At 59.5% G+C, this 19,445-nt stretch carries 18 protein-coding genes; 5 read left to right on the top strand and 13 right to left on the bottom strand.

Annotated features, from left to right (window positions below; all coding sequences use genetic code 11):
• Positions 1–3 precede the first annotated feature (3 nt).
• The 3 genes from RRH01S_RS15455 to RRH01S_RS15440 form a co-directional block, all read right to left on the bottom strand.
• Positions 4–771 (bottom strand): ABC transporter ATP-binding protein, encoded by a 768-nt coding sequence (locus tag RRH01S_RS15455; protein WP_042472687.1) that lies wholly within the window; start codon positions 769–771, stop codon positions 4–6.
• A complete protein-coding gene (locus RRH01S_RS15450) occupies positions 771–2,195 on the bottom strand; it encodes an LLM class flavin-dependent oxidoreductase (RefSeq protein ID WP_042472682.1) in 1,425 nt (474 codons plus the stop codon). The genes RRH01S_RS15455 and RRH01S_RS15450 overlap by 1 nt, the downstream gene beginning before the upstream one ends.
• Before the next feature lie 894 nt (positions 2,196–3,089).
• Positions 3,090–4,103, bottom strand: a complete 1,014-nt coding sequence (locus RRH01S_RS15440; protein WP_042472677.1) for a DUF2891 domain-containing protein — start codon at positions 4,101–4,103, stop codon at positions 3,090–3,092.
• 255 nt (positions 4,104–4,358) lie between these two features.
• Here RRH01S_RS15440 and RRH01S_RS15435 point away from each other — a divergent pair, with 255 nt between their 5' ends.
• Both RRH01S_RS15435 and RRH01S_RS15430 read left to right on the top strand, forming a co-directional pair.
• Positions 4,359–4,910 carry an OsmC family protein gene (locus RRH01S_RS15435; RefSeq protein WP_042472673.1) on the top strand — a complete coding sequence of 184 codons (552 nt, stop codon included), beginning with the start codon at positions 4,359–4,361 and terminating at the stop codon, positions 4,908–4,910.
• Between the two features lie 146 nt (positions 4,911–5,056).
• Positions 5,057–6,127, top strand: coding sequence for an LLM class flavin-dependent oxidoreductase (locus tag RRH01S_RS15430; protein ID WP_042472670.1), 1,071 nt, complete (start codon positions 5,057–5,059; stop codon positions 6,125–6,127).
• A gap of 38 nt (positions 6,128–6,165) precedes the next feature.
• Here the strand turns inward: RRH01S_RS15430 and RRH01S_RS15425 are convergent, their stop codons facing one another.
• From RRH01S_RS15425 to RRH01S_RS15380, 10 genes are all read right to left on the bottom strand, one after another.
• Complete coding sequence (locus RRH01S_RS15425) at positions 6,166–7,176, bottom strand: GlxA family transcriptional regulator (protein WP_012649795.1); 1,011 nt, start codon at positions 7,174–7,176, stop codon at positions 6,166–6,168.
• Between the two features lie 102 nt (positions 7,177–7,278).
• On the bottom strand, positions 7,279–8,277 hold the full coding sequence (locus RRH01S_RS15420) for a 4-hydroxyproline epimerase (protein WP_042472668.1): 999 nt from the start codon (positions 8,275–8,277) through the stop codon (positions 7,279–7,281).
• 18 nt (positions 8,278–8,295) lie between these two features.
• Positions 8,296–9,147, bottom strand: coding sequence for an ABC transporter permease (locus tag RRH01S_RS15415; RefSeq protein ID WP_042472666.1), 852 nt, complete (start codon positions 9,145–9,147; stop codon positions 8,296–8,298).
• Positions 9,144–9,992, bottom strand: a complete 849-nt coding sequence (locus tag RRH01S_RS15410; protein WP_042472663.1) for an ABC transporter permease — start codon at positions 9,990–9,992, stop codon at positions 9,144–9,146. The genes RRH01S_RS15415 and RRH01S_RS15410 overlap by 4 nt, the downstream gene beginning before the upstream one ends.
• Positions 9,993–10,020: 28 nt before the next feature.
• Positions 10,021–11,112, bottom strand: coding sequence for a quaternary amine ABC transporter ATP-binding protein (locus tag RRH01S_RS15405; RefSeq protein WP_042472660.1), 1,092 nt, complete (start codon positions 11,110–11,112; stop codon positions 10,021–10,023).
• Positions 11,113–11,206: 94 nt separating this feature from the next.
• Positions 11,207–12,058 (bottom strand): glycine betaine ABC transporter substrate-binding protein, encoded by an 852-nt coding sequence (locus tag RRH01S_RS15400; RefSeq protein ID WP_007700339.1) that lies wholly within the window; start codon positions 12,056–12,058, stop codon positions 11,207–11,209.
• A gap of 80 nt (positions 12,059–12,138) precedes the next feature.
• On the bottom strand, positions 12,139–13,485 hold the full coding sequence (locus tag RRH01S_RS15395) for an NAD(P)/FAD-dependent oxidoreductase (RefSeq protein WP_042472658.1): 1,347 nt from the start codon (positions 13,483–13,485) through the stop codon (positions 12,139–12,141).
• On the bottom strand, positions 13,482–14,999 hold the full coding sequence (locus tag RRH01S_RS15390) for an aldehyde dehydrogenase (RefSeq protein ID WP_042472653.1): 1,518 nt from the start codon (positions 14,997–14,999) through the stop codon (positions 13,482–13,484). Before RRH01S_RS15390 ends, RRH01S_RS15395 begins: the two co-directional genes overlap by 4 nt.
• Positions 14,992–15,903 (bottom strand): dihydrodipicolinate synthase family protein, encoded by a 912-nt coding sequence (locus RRH01S_RS15385; protein ID WP_007700329.1) that lies wholly within the window; start codon positions 15,901–15,903, stop codon positions 14,992–14,994. Before RRH01S_RS15385 ends, RRH01S_RS15390 begins: the two co-directional genes overlap by 8 nt.
• Complete coding sequence (locus RRH01S_RS15380; RefSeq protein WP_007700326.1) at positions 15,900–16,610, bottom strand: GntR family transcriptional regulator; 711 nt, start codon at positions 16,608–16,610, stop codon at positions 15,900–15,902. Before RRH01S_RS15380 ends, RRH01S_RS15385 begins: the two co-directional genes overlap by 4 nt.
• Positions 16,611–17,060: 450 nt before the next feature.
• Between RRH01S_RS15380 and RRH01S_RS15375 the strand changes: the two genes are divergently transcribed.
• From RRH01S_RS15375 to RRH01S_RS15365, 3 genes are all read left to right on the top strand, one after another.
• Positions 17,061–17,438 (top strand): nuclear transport factor 2 family protein, encoded by a 378-nt coding sequence (locus RRH01S_RS15375; RefSeq protein WP_007700323.1) that lies wholly within the window; start codon positions 17,061–17,063, stop codon positions 17,436–17,438.
• Between the two features lie 265 nt (positions 17,439–17,703).
• Positions 17,704–18,636 carry an NAD(P)-dependent alcohol dehydrogenase gene (locus RRH01S_RS15370; protein WP_042472648.1) on the top strand — a complete coding sequence of 311 codons (933 nt, stop codon included), beginning with the start codon at positions 17,704–17,706 and terminating at the stop codon, positions 18,634–18,636.
• A gap of 62 nt (positions 18,637–18,698) precedes the next feature.
• Positions 18,699–19,400, top strand: coding sequence for a helix-turn-helix transcriptional regulator (locus RRH01S_RS15365; RefSeq protein WP_042472645.1), 702 nt, complete (start codon positions 18,699–18,701; stop codon positions 19,398–19,400).
• The last annotated feature ends 45 nt before the right edge of the window (positions 19,401–19,445 follow it).

Here is a 19,445-nt window from a genome sequence, read left to right as displayed (position 1 = left end):
CCCCTAATGAACCGTGCCGAGATAGGCGGAGATGACGTCGGGATTGGTGCGGATTTCGTCCGGTCCGCCATCCGCGACCTTGCGGCCATAATCCAGCACGACGACATGGCTGGCCAAACCAAGCACGATGCCGACATCATGCTCGATCAGGACGATGGTGGTGCCGAAAGCGCGATTGACCTCGGCGATTACCCGGCTCATGTCCCGCTTCTCATCCTGGTTCATGCCGGCCATGGGTTCGTCGAGGAGCAAGAGCTTCGGCGAAGCTGCGAGCGCCCGTCCGAGATCGACCCGCTTCTGAACGCCGTATGGCAAGGTCGAAACGACCGTGTCGGCATAGGGTTCGAGGCCAAGGAAGGAGATAATCCTGCTGGACCGAGCCTCGAAATCGCGCCGCTCCCCGGCGTCGCGGCCGAAGCGGAAGATGTTTTCGAGGAAGCTCGCCTTGCCGTGACGAGAAATGCCCGCAAGCACGTTTTCCCTCACCGTCAGGCGGCGAAACAGTGCATTGTGCTGAAAGGTGCGGCCGATGCCGAGATGAGCAGCCTTGAAGGGATGAATGGCCTCGAACCGCTCGCCATCGAAGACAACATCGCCGGAATCGGCCCGATACACGCCGTTGATGACGTTGAGCAAGGAGCTTTTACCCGCGCCGTTGGGACCGATCAGCGCGCAGATTTCTCCTTTTGCAACACTGAAGCTCAGCGCGTTGAGCGCGCGTACACCCTTGAAGGACAGGGACACGTCATGGAGTTCGAGCAGGCCGGTCATCACGCACCGACCGATTTTAACGGCAGGGGCGCGTCGCCCGCTTCCGCCTCGCGCTGCTTCACCGCTTCTATGTCGCGGAAGCCGTTCGCCGGGTGGTTGACGGGCAGGTAAGGTCCGTCGCCAAAGAGTTTTTCACGCAAGGTTCCGGGCTTGTAGGCGGTCGGATAGACGCCACGCTTCTGCAACTCCGGCACGATATGGCCGACAACATCCTCGAAGCTGTCGGGCGTCACCGCATAGGCGATGTTGAAGCCATCGACATCCGTCTCTTCGACCCATTCCTGCAGGATATCGGCGATACGTTGGGATGAGCCGACGAAGACAGGTCCCATGCCCCCGATACCGCCAAACTGCGCGAGCTCATCGATGGTCCAGGACTTGTCGCCGCCGGCAATATGCTCGACGAAGGAATGGATCGCATTGGTTTCGATCCGCTCCACCACGTCGGTCGGCGCATATTGCCCGAAGTCGATACCGCTCCAGCCGGACATGAAGGTCAGCGAGCCGTCATAAGAGACGTAGCGCTTGTAGTCCTCGAACTTCTTCTGCGCCTTCTCTTCCGTCTCGTCGGTGATGATGGTGACGAGCGTATAGATGAACACCTTCTTCGGATCGCGGCCGGCCGCGGCGATGCGCGCGCGAATATCGGCGACATAGTGCTTGAGGACGGATTTCGTCGGCGCGGCGACGAAGATGCACTCGGCATGCCCCGCCGCAAATGTCTTGCCTGGCCCTGAAGCACCGGCCTGATAGAGCACCGGCGTGCGCTGCGGCGAGGGTTCCGATAGATGATAGCCTGGGACCTCGAAATATTTGCCCTTGTGGCCGATCTCGTGAACCTTGGACGGATCGGTGAAGATACGGCGGTCGCGGTCGCGCTGCACGGCGTCCTCTTCCCAACTCCCCTCGAAGAGCTTGTAGAGCACCTCGACATATTCGGCCGCGACTTCGTAGCGGTTGTCGTGCCGGCGGAGCCCGCCCTGCCCGATATTCTTCGCGCCGCTCTCCAGATAGGAGGTGACGATGTTCCAGCCGACGCGACCCTTCGTATGGTGGTCCGCCGTCGAAAGACGCCGCGCAAAGGTGTAGGGATGCTCGAAGGACGTCGAAGCCGTGATGCCGATGCCGAGATGTTCCGTCGCAAGCGCGATGGGAGCTGCAAGCTGCAGGGGATCGTTGACCGGAATCTGTGCCGCCTGCTCAATGGCGTGATAATTCGATCCCTTGTAGACATCATAATAGCCGATAACGTCCGCGATGAAGACGCCATCGAAGATGCCGCGCTCCAGCGTGCGGGCGAGATCCTGCCAGTAGTCCAGATCCTTGTATTTCCAGGACTTGTCGCGAGGATGCGCCCATAGGCCCGGCGACTGGTGACCCACGCAGTTCATGTCGAAGGCGTTAAAACGAATTTGGCGGCTCATGAAATTCCCCTGCTGAGTACCTGGACGGGCAGATGGGGAAATTAGGCGGGGCGGTCCGCGCAATACAGGAAATCTATGGTTTTAATGTATATAAAAGGGGATTATTTTGCCTCTCGGCCCGGCATGTAAGCGATTGGTAAAATTTGGCAGTCCCATCATATGCCAAGGATCGCGAGCGCCGAGAGCCGCCAAACTCATAAATGGTGAAGGGATGTTCCCAATGGAGCCGGAGAGACGGGCAATCATGCGGCTCGTGCGTTTGCAGCCGGATTAAAGGAGGCGGCAAACAGGCGATGCTGACTGGATGAACCTCACCGGGGGTGCACGACAAGGCGCGCAGCAAGATCAAACCAGCCAGCGACATGGGTAAAACCAAGTCAATGCGGCAAGATAGTGACGCTTACGTAAGGCCCACTCTTTTCGTGAACGAGCAACATGTCATCATCAGGCGTTTCGGGCACGTCATCGAAATCAGCCATACGCTTTGCCAATCACTCCCTTCGTTGGGACAATATCTCCTCATTGGAGCGCTGCCAAACGGCTATCTCGAAGCGAATATCCATCGCGTAGCCACACCACCGGCCGGCGGCGGCCGACCTGAACCCTCCAGCCGAAAGGCTCCAGGCGCGACGCCGGCATTTTTCAAGTTTCCGCTAAATATTAGATATATATGTCAAATCAAGGCGCAAAATAGGTCAGTCCATATGTCGCCTTTGAAGCACGGCGGAGGCATTATCAGAACAGTCAACGCGATCGGCGTTTCCCTCCTCCCGGTCTCGCTGCGTTGGCTGTTCCCTCTGGAGGTTTGACCTTCAAACTTAAAGGGCTCCGGTTCATGCCGAGAGCCCTTCTTTCTTTTCTGTCGCGCCTGTGTAGCGACGCCATCGAACATCTCTAGACCTCATTCTCGAGCGCGAGCACGGCAAAAGTGGCAAGCCAGTGCTCACCCATATAGTCGGAAGCGATGTGCGGGAGACCCGTAGCCAAGTGATGGTCGGCCGCCTCCAGCATAATGGCTCGGCGGGGATCGCCCGAGGGCAAAGCGGCGGCCAGAGAACGCCAGCACCAGGCCCGGCTGAGGTTCAGCCCGTCGAGATGGGCGATCTTACCATCAGTGCGATCCGTGACCGTTGCTGGCCGGAACAGGGTCGACGGCTCATGCGCCGCAATCCGTGGCAGGAAACGGTCGAACCACGGCAGGAAGTCTTCCCCGGGCAACAGGCGGCGCATGCACTCCGCCTCGACCAGCGCGGAAGATTGGAATTCGTCGCCGCTCGGCTCGCCCCAGGCCGGGCAATCGGCGTCCGCCCCATACCAGCGCCTGGCCGTATCAAGGAGGAGCCCTGTCAACGCAGCATCCTGTGTGACAGCGGCATAATCCGCCGCCATCCTCAACCCGAAAGCGGTGTTGAAATGGGTGCCGACCCTTATCGGATAGGTCGAAAGCGGCAGGAAATCACGGAAACGCTGGGCGATGACCTGCGCCAGCGGCGCAAGTGCCCGCGACCAGCGCAGGTCATCCAGCAACGCCAACTCCGTCGCGAGCTTCAGCAACCATGCCCAACCATAGGGCCGCTTGAAGCCACGCGCCGTCGGTGCTGCGAAATAGGCGCATTCCGCAGCAACCTTCTCGGCAGTGAATTGTTCATCGAACAGGCCGCGAACGCGAGCGGCAAATGAAAGTTCAGGAAACCGACGCAGCAGGCGCGCCAGCAGCCAATAGCTGTGCACGCAGGAATGCCAATCATAGCTGCCGTAAAAGATCGGATGCAGATCGCGCGGCGTGCGGGCGTCCTGCGGTCCCGCGAGCGCATGATCGAGATTGTTGGGATATTCGCGCCGGACATGACCAAGCGCGATGCCGGCGAATTGTTCGGCCAGTTCAGGTGTCAGGATGGAGAGCGTCACGGTCGGTCCTTTGTAGATGATAAAGACAATGGAAGGTCCGTATGTGCTGGGCTAGCAGCCCCTCCCGTGTCGTCGGACCTGATTTTTTTACAGATCGTCTCATATCAGCAAATTTCTTCGCCTGAAGCCACCGGAAAGTCTATAACTTTTATAGACTACCATACTCTCCCATGGCTATAAGTTGGGCACACATCCGTCGTGCATTCAGCCTTTGTCGGCGACGGATCGAACCGACGAGTTTGGGGTAAAGCAGCGATGACAACCTTGAATGAATATCTCGGACAGAAGCGCGAAGCGTTGCTCGATCGGCGGGCGCGGGTCAAATCGGGTGAACTCAGCGCGGTCACATTGAAAGCCAGTGCGAGCGCCGAGGGCCGCAGCGGCGTGCGGCGCATCCGGATCCGGGATTTTCAGGTCATTTCCGACAGCCCGCCCGATTTCGCCGGCTACAATCTCGGTCCATCATCCCCGGAACTGCTTCTTGGCGCGCTTTCGAGCTGCCTGACCCATACCTATCTGATCCATGCCTCCGATCAGGGTGTGCCGTTGGAATCCTTGCATGCGGAAATCTCCGCCACCATCGATCCACGCGCGGGTGCAGAAGGACACGAAAACATTCCCGTCTATCCGCAGGATATCAGCTACCTGGTTACGCTGGTATCTCCCGCAAGTTCCGAGGACGTCGCCAAACTGTATGCGACCGTGGAGAAGCTCTGCCCCATCCTCAATCTGCTGAAGCGCGGAAACGAGGTGCGCGGGCGACTGGATCACCAGCAACCTGAACATCGAACGACAAACGCCGCCTGAGGATAGCGGCGGCGAAGCGGGCGCCACTCATGATGCGTGACAACCCGACCGGCCCTGACCCGTGCATTCTCGGGTCGAAGCTCTTGTTCGCATGATAGGCTCGCCTTCCCGTGCAAACCCAACTTTTAGAAATGCAGGCCCACCCCATGAGCAGCAATTCCGAATTTCTCTGGTATATCCCGAACGACGTGAAAGCCGGCCACCGCGGCGATTCCGCTGTTGAAAATCACAATAGCCTGGAGACGTTGACCGCCCATGCAAAGGCGCTGGAGGAACACGGCTGGAAAGGCGCGCTTATCGGCACCGGCTGGGGCCGGCCCGACACCTTCACCGTGGCGGCTGCGCTCGCCGCGCGCACCACCACCTTCGAACCGCTCATCGCGATCCGCCCGGGCTATTGGCGGCCGGCGAATTTTGCGTCCGCCGCGGCCACGCTGGATCAGCTGAGCGGTGGCCGGGTGCGCGTCAACGTCGTGTCGGGTCTGGATAACCTGGCCGCATATGGCGACAGCGAGGGCGATCAGGCGCACCGCTATGCCCGCACCAGGGAGTTTATGCGGCTGGTTCGCAGGCTATGGACCGAAGAAAACGTCACCGCCACGGGCGAGCATTTCCGGGTCACCGAGTCCACCGTGGCGCCGCGCATCGAGGCTCGCGGAAGCCGCCGGCATCCCAAGCTCTACTTCGGCGGCGCCTCGGAGGCGGCCGAACAGGTCTCAGCCACCGAGGCCGATGTCCAGCTCTTCTGGGGTGAACCTCTCGACGGCGTTCGCGAGCGGATCGAGCGGCTCAAGGCGCTGAGCACGACGCTGGATCGCGACCTACCTCCGCTGGAGTTCGGGTTGCGGATCACCACGCTGGTCCGCGATACCACGGAGCAGGCTTGGGCCGATGCCGAGGCGAAAGTCGCCGAGATGGCCAAGAGCAAGGGCGCCGGCTGGAACGACCATCGGCAGTCCATCGCGGTTGGCCAACGACGTTTGCTCGTTCTGCACGAGCGCGGTGACGTCCTCGACGACAACCTTTATACCGCGCCGGGCAAGTTCGGCGGCGGCGGTGCCGGCACCACATGGCTGGTAGGTTCGGCCGAGGACGTCGCTCGCTCGCTGCGCAAATACGAGGATCTGGGCATCACGCATTTCGTGCTTTCCGACACGCCTTATCTGTCCGAAATCAAGCGGCAGGGCGATCAACTGCTCCCGCTGTTGCGCGGCTGAGACCGGAGCCGTTATCCAGCGCGGCCTTCCTCACCCGTTCAAGGCTGCGCCGCTGCTGCTCGAATCTGCGTTGGCGTCCGTCCATACATGCGCTTGCAGCACCGCGAAAAATGCGAAGCGCTTTCGAAGCCGACGTCCAGCGCGACCTCGATCACCGAGCTTTTGGTTTGCGTCAAAAGCGTCCTGGCACGCTCGAGCCTGACGAGATTGTAAGCCTTGGCGGGGGAGATGCCTGCCTTTTCCAGGAAAATCCGCTCGAGCTGCCGGCGGGACAGCCCGACCAATGCAGCGAGTTTTTCGATCGAGAGCTCCCCGTCGAGATGCTGCTCCATGGTGATCAGCGCCGCCTTCACGCGGGTATCCTCGAAATCCTCATAGAGAGGACGCCGGGGCTGGATATCCGTGGGGGATCGTGCCTTCTCGATTTGCAGCACTTCCAGCGCGTTTCGCTCCGCATCCCTACTGATATAGCGCCGCACGAGCGACGCGGCCATGTCGGCAGCACTGCTGCCGCCGGCGCATGAGCCGCGCGTGCGGTCGAGGTTGAAGATACGATCCGAGCGAACGTCGTGATCGGGAAAGCGTTCGCGAAAAGCCTGATAATGCAGCCAGCTCACGCAGGTCTGATGCCGCTTCATCAAGCCTGCTTCCGCAAGGATGAAGGAGCCCGTGCAGAGCCCGATGAGCGGAACGCCCTTGGTGTCGGCCAGCCGCAGGAATTCGACGGTTTCGCGGTCAACGGGGTTTTCCAGGTTCAGCAGTCCCCCGACAACGACGATGTAATGGAACTGGCTGGGATCGATGAAGTCGGAGGTCGGCGCAACCTGCACACCGCAGCTTGCGGTGATGAGGTGCCGGGTACTGCCGAGTACGTGCCAATCGGCAAGAACACGGCCGGAGCGATCCAGATCATCGCTTGCCAGTCTCAATGTATCGACAAACAGGGCAAAGGCGGAAAGGGTGAAAGACCTCGCGAGCACGAACCCGATCTTCAGCCGCTTCTTTTGCGCGGCGTTGCCGGAAGACTGCGCGTGATCTCTCGTCTTCATTTCAAAACCTCGTGTTTCACGCCTTCGAAAGCACCAATGCTTTCGATACATGCGGACTTAGCCGTCTCGGCGGGACATGCTCCGTCCTTCTCCCCTTGTCATTTACCGAATTTGGAAGCCGTGGGCGAGTGGGTCACGTTCGTCGACGAAGATTGTATTGTGGCCGATGACCCTGGCCCAACCGCCTATACTCGGCAAGATGCCCGGGATACCGCCGACCAAGGCTGCACCTTCGATGCGCCCTTCGAACACCGTTCCGATCAGGCTTTCATTGCGAAATGAATCGCCAATTCCAAGACGACCGCGACCATAAAGCTGTGCCATGCGCGCCGAGGTGCCGGTGCCGCCGGGAGATCGGTCAATTGCCTTGTCTCCATAGAAAACGGCACCGCGGCCATCGGCGTTTTCGCTGCCGGCTGCATCACACCAGATTGCGTGGTGCACGCCCCGAATGCGTTCGTCGTCGGGGTGAACCGGATCGCAGACCACAGAGAGCGCGTCACGAAGTCTCTGGCTGAGCGTAACGATATCGGTGGCACTCATGCCATCCAGCCCGCTCCAGTTTTCCTGAGGCTCAATGACGGCGTAAAAGTTCCCACCATAGGCAATATCGACGGATAGAGAACCCAAACCGGAGACGTCGACAACGATATCCCTGCTATGCAGATAGCTCGCGACATTGAAGAGCCGGACTTCCTCCACGAAACCGTCCTTCAGCTGATAGTCGACGTCGACCTTCCCGGCTGGCGTCTCGATCGACAATCTGCCCGGCACCCTCGGGGTGATCAGGCCTTCCTCTATCGCCACGGTCGCAAGGCCTATCGTCCCTGCCCCGCACATCGGCAGGCAACCGCTGACCTCAATGAACAAGGCGGCAAAATCGCAATCTTCCCGAACGGAAGGATAGATGATCGCGCCCGACATGATGTCATGCCCTCGCGGCTCGAACATCAGCGCCTTGCGGACCCAATCGTGGTCCCGGACGAAGATCTCGCGACGCTCCGCCATCGAGATATGGGGCAGCAACGGTCCGCCACCGGCGACAACGCGAACCGGGTTCCCGCAGGTGTGTGAATCGATACAAAAGAAACTGCGGCGCATGTGTGAACTCCGGAAATGCTAGAATGTTGGTGCCGTGCGCTTTCGCTGAAGCGCACCACGCGAAAGCCTATCGAGCAAAAGAGCGACCGCAACGATGCAGAGCCCGGCGCGAAGCCCGAGACCCATTTCCATGCGTGTCAGGCCTCTGGTTACCTCCGCGCCAAGGCCGCCCGCTCCGACGAGGCCAGCCAGGACGACCATGGCCAGGGAGAGCAGGATGCATTGGTTGAGGCCGACCACCAGCGTCGGCTTGGCGGACGGGATCTCGATCTTGAGAAGGATCGAGGTCGGTGACGCGCCGATTGCCTGGCCGAGCTCCTTCAGATCATTCGGCACCTGACGGAAGGCGAGCGTCGTCAACCGCAGCATGGGTGGGACACCGTAGACGATCGTTGCGATAATCGCGGGCACCCGTCCGAGGCTGAAGATCATGACGGCCGGTATCAGATAGACCCAAGGCGGCACGGTCTGCATGATATCGAGAATGGGCCGGATGAGTGCCTCGATGCTCCTATTTCGCGATGCCAGGATCCCGAGCGGGAACGCAATGACGACGGAGATGAGGACCGCAACGGTAACGAGCGAAATCGTCTGCATCGAAGGCACCCAAAGATCGGCTGTCAGACAAAAGCCGAGAGCGCATGCCGCAAGAATGGCAACCCGCCAGCCAGCAACCGAGAAGGCGAATATGACGACCAAGGCGATCACCGCGTAAGGCGGCAGCGACAGCAGCACGGCTTCAATGGCATTCAACACGGCTTCGATCACGGCGCTGATCGTCGCGAATAGCGGGTGGAAGTTGGTGTTGAGCCAGTCAACCGCCGGCGCAAGCAGCACTCCCGGCGAATAGTCCAGAATTGAAGGATTCATGTCCGTCCTCCATAGCTGACGCGCGCGGCGCCCTGTGCCAGACGATCGAGAACCATCGTCAGGACAACGATTGCAATCGCGGCGTTGATGGATTTGGCAATGTCGAGGGTCCGTATCGCACCGTAGATGGTTTCGCCAAGCCCGCCGGAGCCGACGATCCCCGCTATCACCACCATCCCGAACGCCATCATCAGGCTCTGATTTATTCCCGCCATGATGCTCGGCATCGCAAACGGCAGCCGTATCTTGAAGAAGGTTTGCAGGCCGGTCATGCCGCTGGCCTGACCCAGTTCCACGAACTCCAGCGGCGTCATCCGAATACCGAGAGAGGTCAGCCGGAATGCCGGCGGCATGGCTACGATGACGGTGGCGACCAGCGCAGTTGCAGGCCCGTATCCGAGAAGTGCAATTGCCGGAAGCAGATAGATATAGGGAGGCATGGTCTGGATGAGATCGAGGATCGGCTCGAGTATCCGATCGAGCGCCGGTACAAACCCTGCAATAACACCAGCGGGAATTGCAACAAACAACGCCAGGAATGTCGCGGTAATGACGAGGGCCAGCGTGCTCATGGTTTCGGGCCAGAGGCCGATCGCTGCGCAGAACACCAAGGCCACGGCGGCGAATATGCCGAACCATACGTTGACCAACCGCCAACCCAAGGCAGCGATGACGATCGCAACGACGTAGAAGGGCGCAAATTGCAGCGCCAAGAGGACACCATCGTACAATCCTTCAAGGACGGTTCGAAAGAAGTCGAAAACAAACCCGCCATTGTCGCTGACCCATTCGAGTGCGGCGTCCGTCGTCGTGTCGAAGGCATCTGCAAAACTTGAACTGTCCATCTCGGAACGCTCCAACTAGAGATACGGATTATGCCGCGCCAAGTTCGTCGGGTTGCGTGCCTTTGACGCCTCGCAGGAGACTTCGGGTGGTGACGACACCGATGATAGAACCGCTATCGACCACCGCGATGCCATCGCGATCGGATTGCATGGTGAGGCCGATCAGCTCGTCGATGTCCGCTTCCGGCGTCGTGGTCGTCAGCGTAGCGATGTCGGAGTTCAGATGTACCCGCTGATACTCGGCGACCGAACTCATGACCGAGTGGGCCTTTACGAGATGGAGACGGGATATCCCGGCAACGAATTCCGCCACGTAATCATCAGCGGGATTGAGCACGATCTCCTCGGCCGTACCAACCTGGATAATGACACCATCCTTCATGATCGCGATCCGGTCTCCGATGCGGATCGCTTCGTCCAGATCGTGGGTGATGAAAACCGCCGACTTTCCCAGCTCCTTCGTAAGCTGCCGAAACTCGTCCTGAAGCTGGCGTCGGATCAACGGATCAAGCGCGCTGAACGGCTCGTCCATCAGAATGATTTCCGGATTTGCCGCAATTGCACGAGCCAGGCCCACACGCTGCTGCATGCCGCCCGACAGCTCTGCCGGGTAACGGGACAGCCAGTCGGCAAGGCCCACTTTCTCAAGTGCCTCGATCGCAATCTTGTTTCGCTCCGATTTGCCGATCCCCTGAACTTCCAGCCCAAAGGCGGCATTCTCGAGAACCGTTCGGTACGGCAGAAGTGCAACGCTTTGAAAGACCATTCCGATGTGGCGGGCTCTCGTCTGGCGGAGGTCCGCAGCACTCAGCGTGGCGAGGTCATGCCCCTTTACGATCACCTTGCCAAGGCTCGGCGCGATCAGCCTGTTGAGAAGCCGGATGAGCGTAGATTTTCCGCTGCCGGACAATCCCATGATGCAGAAGATCTCACCGCGACGGACCTGAATGCTGGCATTGGAGACGCCGACCACGCAGTTGTAGTCCTGAAGGACCTGCTTTTTGGTCAACCCTTTTTCCACTACGGCTTTTACAGCCACGCCGGCCTTGTCGCCGAAGATCTTCCAGATCGACTGGCAGTCGATCAAAATGTCGCTGTTGCCGATATCCGATTTGTTCATCTCGATCCCCTGGAACCAGTTCAAAGCTGGCTTCTCTTGTCGACTGATGTTGGGATTGACCGCCCGGAAAAGGACCGGGCGATCAATCCGTCGGTTAGTTCTTCTTGATGTTCTCCCAACGCTTCAGGAGATCCGCGTGGCTGTCCGTCCAGTCCTTCACGGCCTGGTCCATGGTCTTGCCGTCCTTGACCTCACCGTTGATGGAAGTGATGTCGGCAAGCGGAATGTAGACGCTGGCCATCACTTCGCGCGCATGCGGGTAATCCGCCGAGAAGCCCTTGTGGCCGATCCAGTAGTAGCTTTGTGGCGGCGGGAAGATGCCCTTCGGATCCTTGAGGAACTTCACCTCGTATTTCTGGGCCATCCATGACGGCTCCCAGATCGTGGTGACGATCCATTCCTTGCGGTCGATCGCCGACTTCAGGGCAGCGGTCATCGCCGCCGTGCTGCCTTCGACGAGCTGAAGCTTCAGGTCATAAGCTTTGACAGCGTTCGCCGCATCGCGCATCAGGCCGGATCCCGGCTCGATGCCGATGATCTTGCCGCCGAACTTGTCGGCATTTTCGTTGAGTTGCTCTACCGAGTCGATCGGCACGTACTTCGGAACGACGAGTGCCTGATAGAGACCGTGCGAGACAGGCGAAATCTTCTCAAGGCGGTTCTTGTTCTTGTCCCAGTAGTCCTGGGCCACATAATCGGTCTGCGAGGCCAGGACCTGAATGTCGCCCTTGCTGAGCGCAGCATAGGCAATGCCCCATTCGGAGAATTCTGTCACCTTGACGGTGTAACCAGAGTCCTCGAGCACTTTCTTGGTGATCCCGGTGATCGGCGTCAGGTCTTCCCACGACAGGGTCCCCATCGTAATCGTCTTTTCTTCAGCGCGAGCGGGCAGCATGGTCATTCCGACCATCGCAGCGGCGCATAATGCTTTCCACAATGTCTTCACGGTTTCTCTCCTAGTTTTTGTTCCCATTTTTATCGAAGACCCGCAGCGTGCCCGGTCTTCGCCATTGCGCGGCTGAAAGGTCATCCTTCGCGGCCAGCACGCAATTCCTGCAATCGGATCACCGAGTTGATGCCGAGCCATGCGAACGGCTCCGGCGGTAGCCTCGCAGGCTGCGGGTGATCCATGTACTGTTCGAGATGCCGGGAGGTGGTCCCGGTCGCCAGTTCGGCCGCCATCATGCCAGCCAGGGTGCTCTTCACGGTTCCGAGCCCGTTTTCACAGCAGGCGGAGTAAAGCCCTTCCTCGATCTCGCCGAAGGCGGGTACGTGGTTCCGGCTAAGGCAGAGACGCCCCGCCCAACTATGTGCAAACGGTATGCCCTTCAGACCCGGAAACCGCGCATCGAGCGAACTCCTGTGCTCTTCGGCCATTCTGGCCATGCGCCGATCCGTTACGCTGGTGGTCGTCTCGTAGGTGTATTTGGTGCGGATCGCGATGCGCGACTGTCCGCCGGAGGTGATCTTACGAACCGTCGCCCCCATCGCGTCAGCGGGAAGCAGCGCCCATCTGTCGCGCCCCGAGACATCGCGGCCGAAATCTTCCGCCGGAAACGGCGCAGTCATCGAGGCGTAGGCGAAGATGTGCATCAGGCGGCCGCGGAAATGGCCGAAATCTTCTATATGGCTGTTCACACCCAGTATCACCTTGGGCGCAGTGACCGTTCCGCGCGCGGATGCAGCCGTCCAGGTCCCATTCTCACGCCTCAACGAGGTGACGGGCGAACGCTCGAGGAGCTCCACCTTGCTCAAAAGCCCGGCGGCAAACTGACGGATATAGTCCGCCGGCTGGATCAGAACCGCACCCGGCGTGTAAAGCCCGCCGAGATAGTAGTCTGATCCGGTGATCTCGCGCATCTCGGCCGCGTTGAGGAAAGCGTGCTTCTCGCCCGCACCCTTCAGGGACTGGCCGAAACTTAGGTTCAGCTTCATGCCCCGCGCCGTCGCCGCAGCATTGATCTTGCCCGAGGGATCGAAAGTCTCACGCGACATTCCGTATTCGTCAGCCGCCTGTGTGGCGAAGGCGATCGCAGAGCGGTTTTGGGCCATCTCCAGTCGAGTGGCATCTGTGCCGCCACTCGAATATTCGCTGGAGGAGAGATTGTGCGGAACATCAATCATGAAGCCCGAATTTCGGCCCGCGGTGCCCTTACCCGCTTCGCTCGCCTCCAGGATGACGATCCTGTCGTCCGGGCGAAGTTCGAGCAGGCGACGCGCCGCGGATAGGCCCGCAAAACCCGCGCCGATGATCAGCCAGTCCGCCGTCACGTCGCCTTCCAGGCTCCGGACCGGAAACGAACGCTGACTGATCGCCTCCCAGCCCGAAATGCCGTTTTCCACCGGCAGGCGTTTGACGGACTTGGTGGTCATCTGACCGTCTCGTCCACCGACCGATCCGAGACGTCGATCCAGATCGTCTTCAACTCGGTGTACTGGTCGTGTGCATGGATCGACTTGTCGCGGCCGCCAAAGCCGGACTCCTTGAACCCGCCGAACGGCGTGGTCGCATCGCCTTCGCCAAAGCAATTCACCGTCACCACACCCGCGCGGATTTCGCGGGACAGCTTGATCGCATTGCGAAGGCTGCCGGTATAAACCGACGCCGCCAGGCCGTAGGGCGTGTCGTTGGCCAATGCGATGGCTTCCGACAGGGTGGTGAAGGTGGTGACCGACAGGATCGGCCCGAAGATCTCCTCCTGGAACAGGCGACTGTTTCGATCGACGCCATCGATCACCGTCGGCTCCACAAAGATCGACTTGTCCGTCTGGCCGCCGAACACCACGGAGAGCTTCTCCTTGGCGGCGTGATCGAGATAGGATTTCAACTTCTCGAAATGCTCGGGGCTCACCAGCGAGCCGACACGGTTTTCCGGATCGAGTGGATCTCCCATCTTCCAGTCACGCAGATAGGCGCCGACACGCGTCAGCAACTCGTCCTTGATCGAGGCGTGAACGATGAGCCTTGAGGTCGCAGAGCAGTTCTCGCCCATGTTCCAGAAGGCCCCGGCCACGACCTGTTCGGCCGCGAGATCAATGTCTTCGCAATCGTCCATAACGACGGCAGGGTTTTTGCCGCCGCATTCAAGGACGACGCGCTTCAGGTTGCTGTCGGCGGCGTAGCGGAGGAACCGTCTTCCGGTCACCGTCGAGCCGGTGAAGCTGACCATGTCTACATGCTTGTGCAGGCCGATCGGCTCCCCGACATCTTTGCCGGTCCCGGTAACGATGTTAAGAACCCCCGCCGGAACGCCGGCTTCATGGGCCAGTTCGGCAACACGCAAGGTCGTCAGCGAGGTCTGCTCGGCCGGCTTCACGATCACCGAGCATCCCGCGGCAAGTGCAGGCCCAATCTTCCAGGCCAGCATCAGCAGAGGAAAGTTCCAGGGCAGAACACAACCGACGACGCCGATCGGTTCGCGGACGACAAGCGTCAAGGCGTTTGCGCCGACCGGAGCGGTGTTGTCGTAGATTTTGTCGATCAGTTCCGCATGCCAACGAATCGTGTGGATCGTATCCGGTACGTCCACCGTCTGGCATTCGCGGATCGGCTTTCCGCTATCAAGGCTCTCCAGGACCGCCAGCTCATGGCTGTTTTCTTCCAGGAGCTTTGCGAATTTGAGGAGGACCGTCTTGCGTTCTCCAGGCGAGCGCAGGTGCCAGCGACCGTCATCGAAGGCTTCCTTGGCCTTGCTGACGGCATAGTCGACATCTTCGGCATCGCAAGCAGCGACGGAGGTCAGGACTTTGCCGGTGGCAGGATTGATCGTCTCGTAGGTTCTTCCGGATGCGGCCGGACGAAACGCGCCGTTGATAAAGGCGTTTCCGGGAAGCTCAAGCGTCTGCGCTATTGCTGCATATTCACCCGCGGTCAGAACGTCATGCATGGTTGGCTCCCGATGTGATCTGCGCAACCGTGCGCTTGAGATTGGCGACGACGGTTTGAAACGCGCGTTTCTCTTCGGAATTGAGGGGACGAAGCGGCGCTCGGACCGGACCAACCTTCAGTCCGCTCAGCTCACAGCCAAACTTGATCGACTGCACGAACTTGCCGCCATCGAGGGCGTTCATGAAGGGAAGCATCGCGGACATGATCCGGCGACCCTTGTCGAAATTCTTTTCGAGAACGCATGCCTCATAGAGCGCGACGTGCTCCCGCGGCAGGAAGTTCGAGCCGGCGCAGACCCAGCTTTGGGCGCCCCAGGCGAAGAATTCGAGCGCTTGGTCATCCCAGCCGCAGGACAGGCCGATATGCGGAAAGTCGCGCGCCAGCATATGGACGCGCGCCATGTCACCGGAGGCTTCCTTGATGGCGACGACGTTCTTCGACTTGCCGACGCGGGAGAAGTACTCCTCGCCCATGGAGACGCCCATCCGGGCGGGATAGTTGTAGAGCATGATCGGCAGGTTGGCGGCCCGATCGATCGCAAGCGCGTGGACGGCATTTTCCCGATCGGTCGGCATGGCATAGGGCGGCGAGGAGACGAGAATTGCGTCTGCGCCGATTTCCCTGGCTGCCTTGGCGTACGCGACGGAGTCCTCGGTGCGCGTCGCACCCGTGCCGATAATCAGCGGCATCCGGCTTCCAAGGACATCCTTCGCATAGGCTGCGAGATCGAAACGCTCCTGCGCGGTTTGAGCATAATACTCGCCGGTAGAACCGCCGACGATGATGCCATGAACCTTGGCCTCGGCGAGGGACTCCAGGACATCGGCAAATGCCTGCCTGTCGATAGTGCCGTCGGCCGCATAGGGCGTAACCGCTGGCGGATAGATGCCTTCAAATTTCACGATTGTTTCTCCAACGATGCGGAGACGGCCCCGACGAGCGCGTCCGCCTTCAATCCTTCAGGTGCGATGAACATCTCCATGTTCTCGCGGGAGAGTTCCCAATGCTCGAAAACAAGATCGACCACGGCGTCTTCATCGTGGGCGGCGATCGCGGCAATGAAGCCGTCGTGATGTTCGACCGACAGCCTCAAGCGCGTATTCATGTTTTCGTTGCGTGGCCGGAAGAACGTATGGCCGATGCGGGCGTGATCGATGAGAAGCCGTCCGAGACTGGGCTGCAGGTAAACATTGCCTGACATCTCGCCCATGATCTCGTGAAAGCGATTGTTCTCCAGAACCATGGCAAGCGGGTCGGTGGATTGGCTTGCCGCGCGAAAGCGCTCCTGGGTATCCTTGAGATCGGAAAGCTGCTTGGGCTTGAAGTTCTGGACCGCCAGACGGCCGATCGCCGCGTAGATCATCGGAGCGACGAGAAAGAAGTTCCTGAGCGTCGAGTGGTTCATCGGGATGACCCGAGCACCTTTGTTCTCGCGGATATCGACATATCCTTCGCCCGCAAGACGGCGGAAAATCTCCCGCACCGGCGTGCGCGAAAGCCCATAGCGCTCACTCAGACTTGCCTCGTCCAGGTCCTCGTCCGGATCAAGTTCCATGGTCAGAATCTGACGCTTCAGGTCGTCGTACAGACTGCTCTTGCTGCTTTTCATCGAGAACCTCCGGACAATTCAGGGCCGCTCTGAGGCGAGTTTGGCGGCCGATGTCCGAAAGTTTGCATGCACTCAGGCGTGAGTCAACAAAATTGTATTTTCTTTGTACACATTCGCAATATTTATAAAATACAATTTTTCGATCGTAGACTTATGTGTGCCTACGGCGACGGAGTTTGTCGCCGAGGTTGTATCGGCGAAAATTGCAAGGTTACGGGAGAAAGACTCCTCCTATGCCGCTAGAGACGACAGAGGACCGCCGTCGCTGAACGACGGAAATGCCGGCGCCGGCTAGCTCACCTGCGGCGGGCAGCTATCCGGTAAGGGAAATCATCTAAAAGTTGTATAACTCAAATATACACAATCAGAAACCGTACCCTACTGACATTAGATGTCACTGGCCCAGCCTAGAACTGTTTCAGCCACACATCACTACGAAAGGATACAATCATGGCTGAACACAACGGAGCCGCCGCGAAGATCGCTCGCACCTACATCGAAGCAATGGCAAACAAGGACGTCGACGCCATTGTCAAGATCTCGGCTGAAGATGTCGTCTGCATCTCTCCGATCGGGACGATCACCGGTATGCAGGCATTTCGTGGCTTCCAGGACGGCTTTGCCCGCATGCTCAAGAAGATGGACGTCCTGGCCGTATATGGCGACGATGAGCAGGCCGCTATTGTCTATCAGGTTGAAACTCATCCCGTCCCGCATTCAATTGTCGCCGAGTTGATCAAGATCAAGGATGGCAAGATTGCATCCTCCCAAGTGATCTACGATCCGACGCCCTACGCCGCCTATATGGCGACAATCAAGCAGCCCTAGGCCGCCGCCGTCCAAGCGCATCCCAGGATGATCACATTGTAACGACGGGCCGCCATGGGCGGCTCGTGATTGAAACTCTAGTGCGCCGCGGCGTAACAACCAACGACATCGTTGCCGCTGTTTGCAATCGGCACCGCCAGCCACGAACTCTGTATCCGGCATGGTGAACGGCATACTGAAAGTGCCGATTTGCCGCGCCGTCTCGGACGACTGAGCACGCCGCTAGCCGAAGTCGTTGAAGCAACCCTCAAGAGAAATGCCGACTATGAAGCAGATCCAATATGACCAATATGGTGGTCCGGAAGTGATGAAGTTCGCAGATTTCGAGCTTCGCGTCCTGGGTAACCAGGAGGTTGCGGTGAAGGTCAACTTCGCCGCCATCAACCCGATAGACTGGAAGGTACGCAACGGTTACCTGAAAATGGTGACGGGGAAAAAGTTCCCCCGCGCCATGGGCAGCGATTTTTCCGGAACCGTGATCTCGGTCGGCCCCGGCGTGACCCGCTTCAAGCGTGGCGATGCGGTGTTCGGCTCCGCTCACATTAAGGATGGCGGAGCACTTGGCGAAGCCGTGATCGCTCCCGAAACCTTCCTTGCCCATAAACCGGAGGCTATATCGTTCGAGGAGGCTGCATGCCTGGGAACGCCGGGTGTGACCGCGTGGAACGGTATTGTCGACAAAGCGAAGGTGATGGCCGGCAACTGTGTGTTCATCAATGGCTGCACTGGTGCTGTTGGCGAGGCGGCTGTCCAGCTCGCGTTGATGCTGGGAGCGACGGTCGCGGGTAGCTGTAGCGCAGCCGCGATGTCGCGTGCCCGCGAATTGGGGGTAGAGCCGCTGTTCGACTATCGGACGACCGATCTATCGAAGATCCGCGACCGCTTCGATGTCGTCTACGACACCGCCGGCACCATGAAGGTGGCGACCGGATTAGGCCTCCTACGCCAGGGGGGTGTATTCCTCGACATCGACCCGACGCCCGGCAAGTTCATTCGCGCCATCTTCAATCGAAAACTCAAGCCAATCGTTTGCTCGGCAAGGGCCGATATCCTGGATGGCCTTGCTCAGGCGGCCGCCAAGCGTAAGCTGCAACTTCCAATCGGAGAAATCGTGCCGCTGATCGACGCAATCCGCGTGCTGACGGCCCTCGAAGGCGGTTATAAAGTCACCGGAAAGGTTTTGGTCCGTATGGATTAGGTCCGATCACACCCAATCTGCAGGTCGGTGGATTTCGGTACGATCTGTGCGAGGATGCCACAATGTCCCAAAGCCAGAGATTGTTCGAAATTCTTCAGATTCTGCGCCGCCATCGGCAAGCAGTGACTGGGAACTATCTCGCCCAGGAGACGGGCGTGTCGTTGCGAACGATCTACCGGGATATCATACTCCTGCAGTCCATAGGCGCGGAGATCGAAGGCGAGCCCGGTCTTGGCTATGTGTTGAGACCGGGTTTCATGCTGCCGCCGCTGATGTTCTCGCAAGAGGAGATCAAGGCAATTGCGCTCGGCGTGCAGTGGGTCAGCCGGCAAGCCGACGAGGAACTGCACTCCGCAGCGCAGGACGCCCTCTCCAAAATCGAAGCCGTACTTCCCTTAGAACTCCGGCGCAAACTGAACGACAACGACTTCCATATCTCACGCCCATCGCTTGCCGCACCCGCGGTCGATCTCAAGATTCTGCGTCAGGCCATGCAGCAGCAGATGAAGCTCCGCATCGTCTATCGGGATGCCAAGGATGCCGACAGCGAGCGTGTCATCTGGCCGATCGCTGTCGCATTCTTCGATTCCAGGCGGATCATTGCCGGTTGGTGCGAACTGCGAGGAGACTTCCGGATATTTCGCGCCGACCGGATCCAAAGGGCTGAACTCCTGGCCGATCGCTATCCGGGGCAGCGGCGGGAACTGGTCAGGCAGTGGCGCGCGCAGGTGGCGGAAACCGCCGCGAAGACCGAAGCACCATGACGGGTGCCGGGCTTGCGGCAAGACCTCAACAACTGCGAAATTACT

The organism is Rhizobium rhizogenes NBRC 13257, from assembly GCF_000696095.1.
In the GTDB taxonomy this organism is placed as follows: Bacteria; Pseudomonadota; Alphaproteobacteria; order Rhizobiales; family Rhizobiaceae; genus Rhizobium; species Rhizobium rhizogenes.
Note: the sequence above shows the minus strand (reverse complement) of the source record. Positions and strands in the feature narration are given on the sequence as shown.

Coding starts and splice junctions, on each gene's coding strand:
- RRH01S_RS15415 (WP_042472666.1), bottom strand. CDS start 9,147: ATGAATCCTTCAATTCTGGACTATTCGCCGGGAGTGCTGCTTGCGCCG.
- RRH01S_RS15425 (WP_012649795.1), bottom strand. CDS start 7,176: ATGAAGACGAGAGATCACGCGCAGTCTTCCGGCAACGCCGCGCAAAAG.
- RRH01S_RS15370 (WP_042472648.1), top strand. CDS start 17,704: ATGAAGCAGATCCAATATGACCAATATGGTGGTCCGGAAGTGATGAAG.
- RRH01S_RS15365 (WP_042472645.1), top strand. CDS start 18,699: ATGTCCCAAAGCCAGAGATTGTTCGAAATTCTTCAGATTCTGCGCCGC.
- RRH01S_RS15380 (WP_007700326.1), bottom strand. CDS start 16,610: ATGAAAAGCAGCAAGAGCAGTCTGTACGACGACCTGAAGCGTCAGATT.
- RRH01S_RS15450 (WP_042472682.1), bottom strand. CDS start 2,195: ATGAGCCGCCAAATTCGTTTTAACGCCTTCGACATGAACTGCGTGGGT.
- RRH01S_RS15430 (WP_042472670.1), top strand. CDS start 5,057: ATGAGCAGCAATTCCGAATTTCTCTGGTATATCCCGAACGACGTGAAA.
- RRH01S_RS15405 (WP_042472660.1), bottom strand. CDS start 11,112: ATGAACAAATCGGATATCGGCAACAGCGACATTTTGATCGACTGCCAG.
- RRH01S_RS15435 (WP_042472673.1), top strand. CDS start 4,359: ATGACAACCTTGAATGAATATCTCGGACAGAAGCGCGAAGCGTTGCTC.
- RRH01S_RS15395 (WP_042472658.1), bottom strand. CDS start 13,485: ATGACCACCAAGTCCGTCAAACGCCTGCCGGTGGAAAACGGCATTTCG.
- RRH01S_RS15420 (WP_042472668.1), bottom strand. CDS start 8,277: ATGCGCCGCAGTTTCTTTTGTATCGATTCACACACCTGCGGGAACCCG.
- RRH01S_RS15410 (WP_042472663.1), bottom strand. CDS start 9,992: ATGGACAGTTCAAGTTTTGCAGATGCCTTCGACACGACGACGGACGCC.
- RRH01S_RS15455 (WP_042472687.1), bottom strand. CDS start 771: ATGACCGGCCTGCTCGAACTCCATGACGTGTCCCTGTCCTTCAAGGGT.
- RRH01S_RS15390 (WP_042472653.1), bottom strand. CDS start 14,999: ATGCATGACGTTCTGACCGCGGGTGAATATGCAGCAATAGCGCAGACG.
- RRH01S_RS15375 (WP_007700323.1), top strand. CDS start 17,061: ATGGCTGAACACAACGGAGCCGCCGCGAAGATCGCTCGCACCTACATC.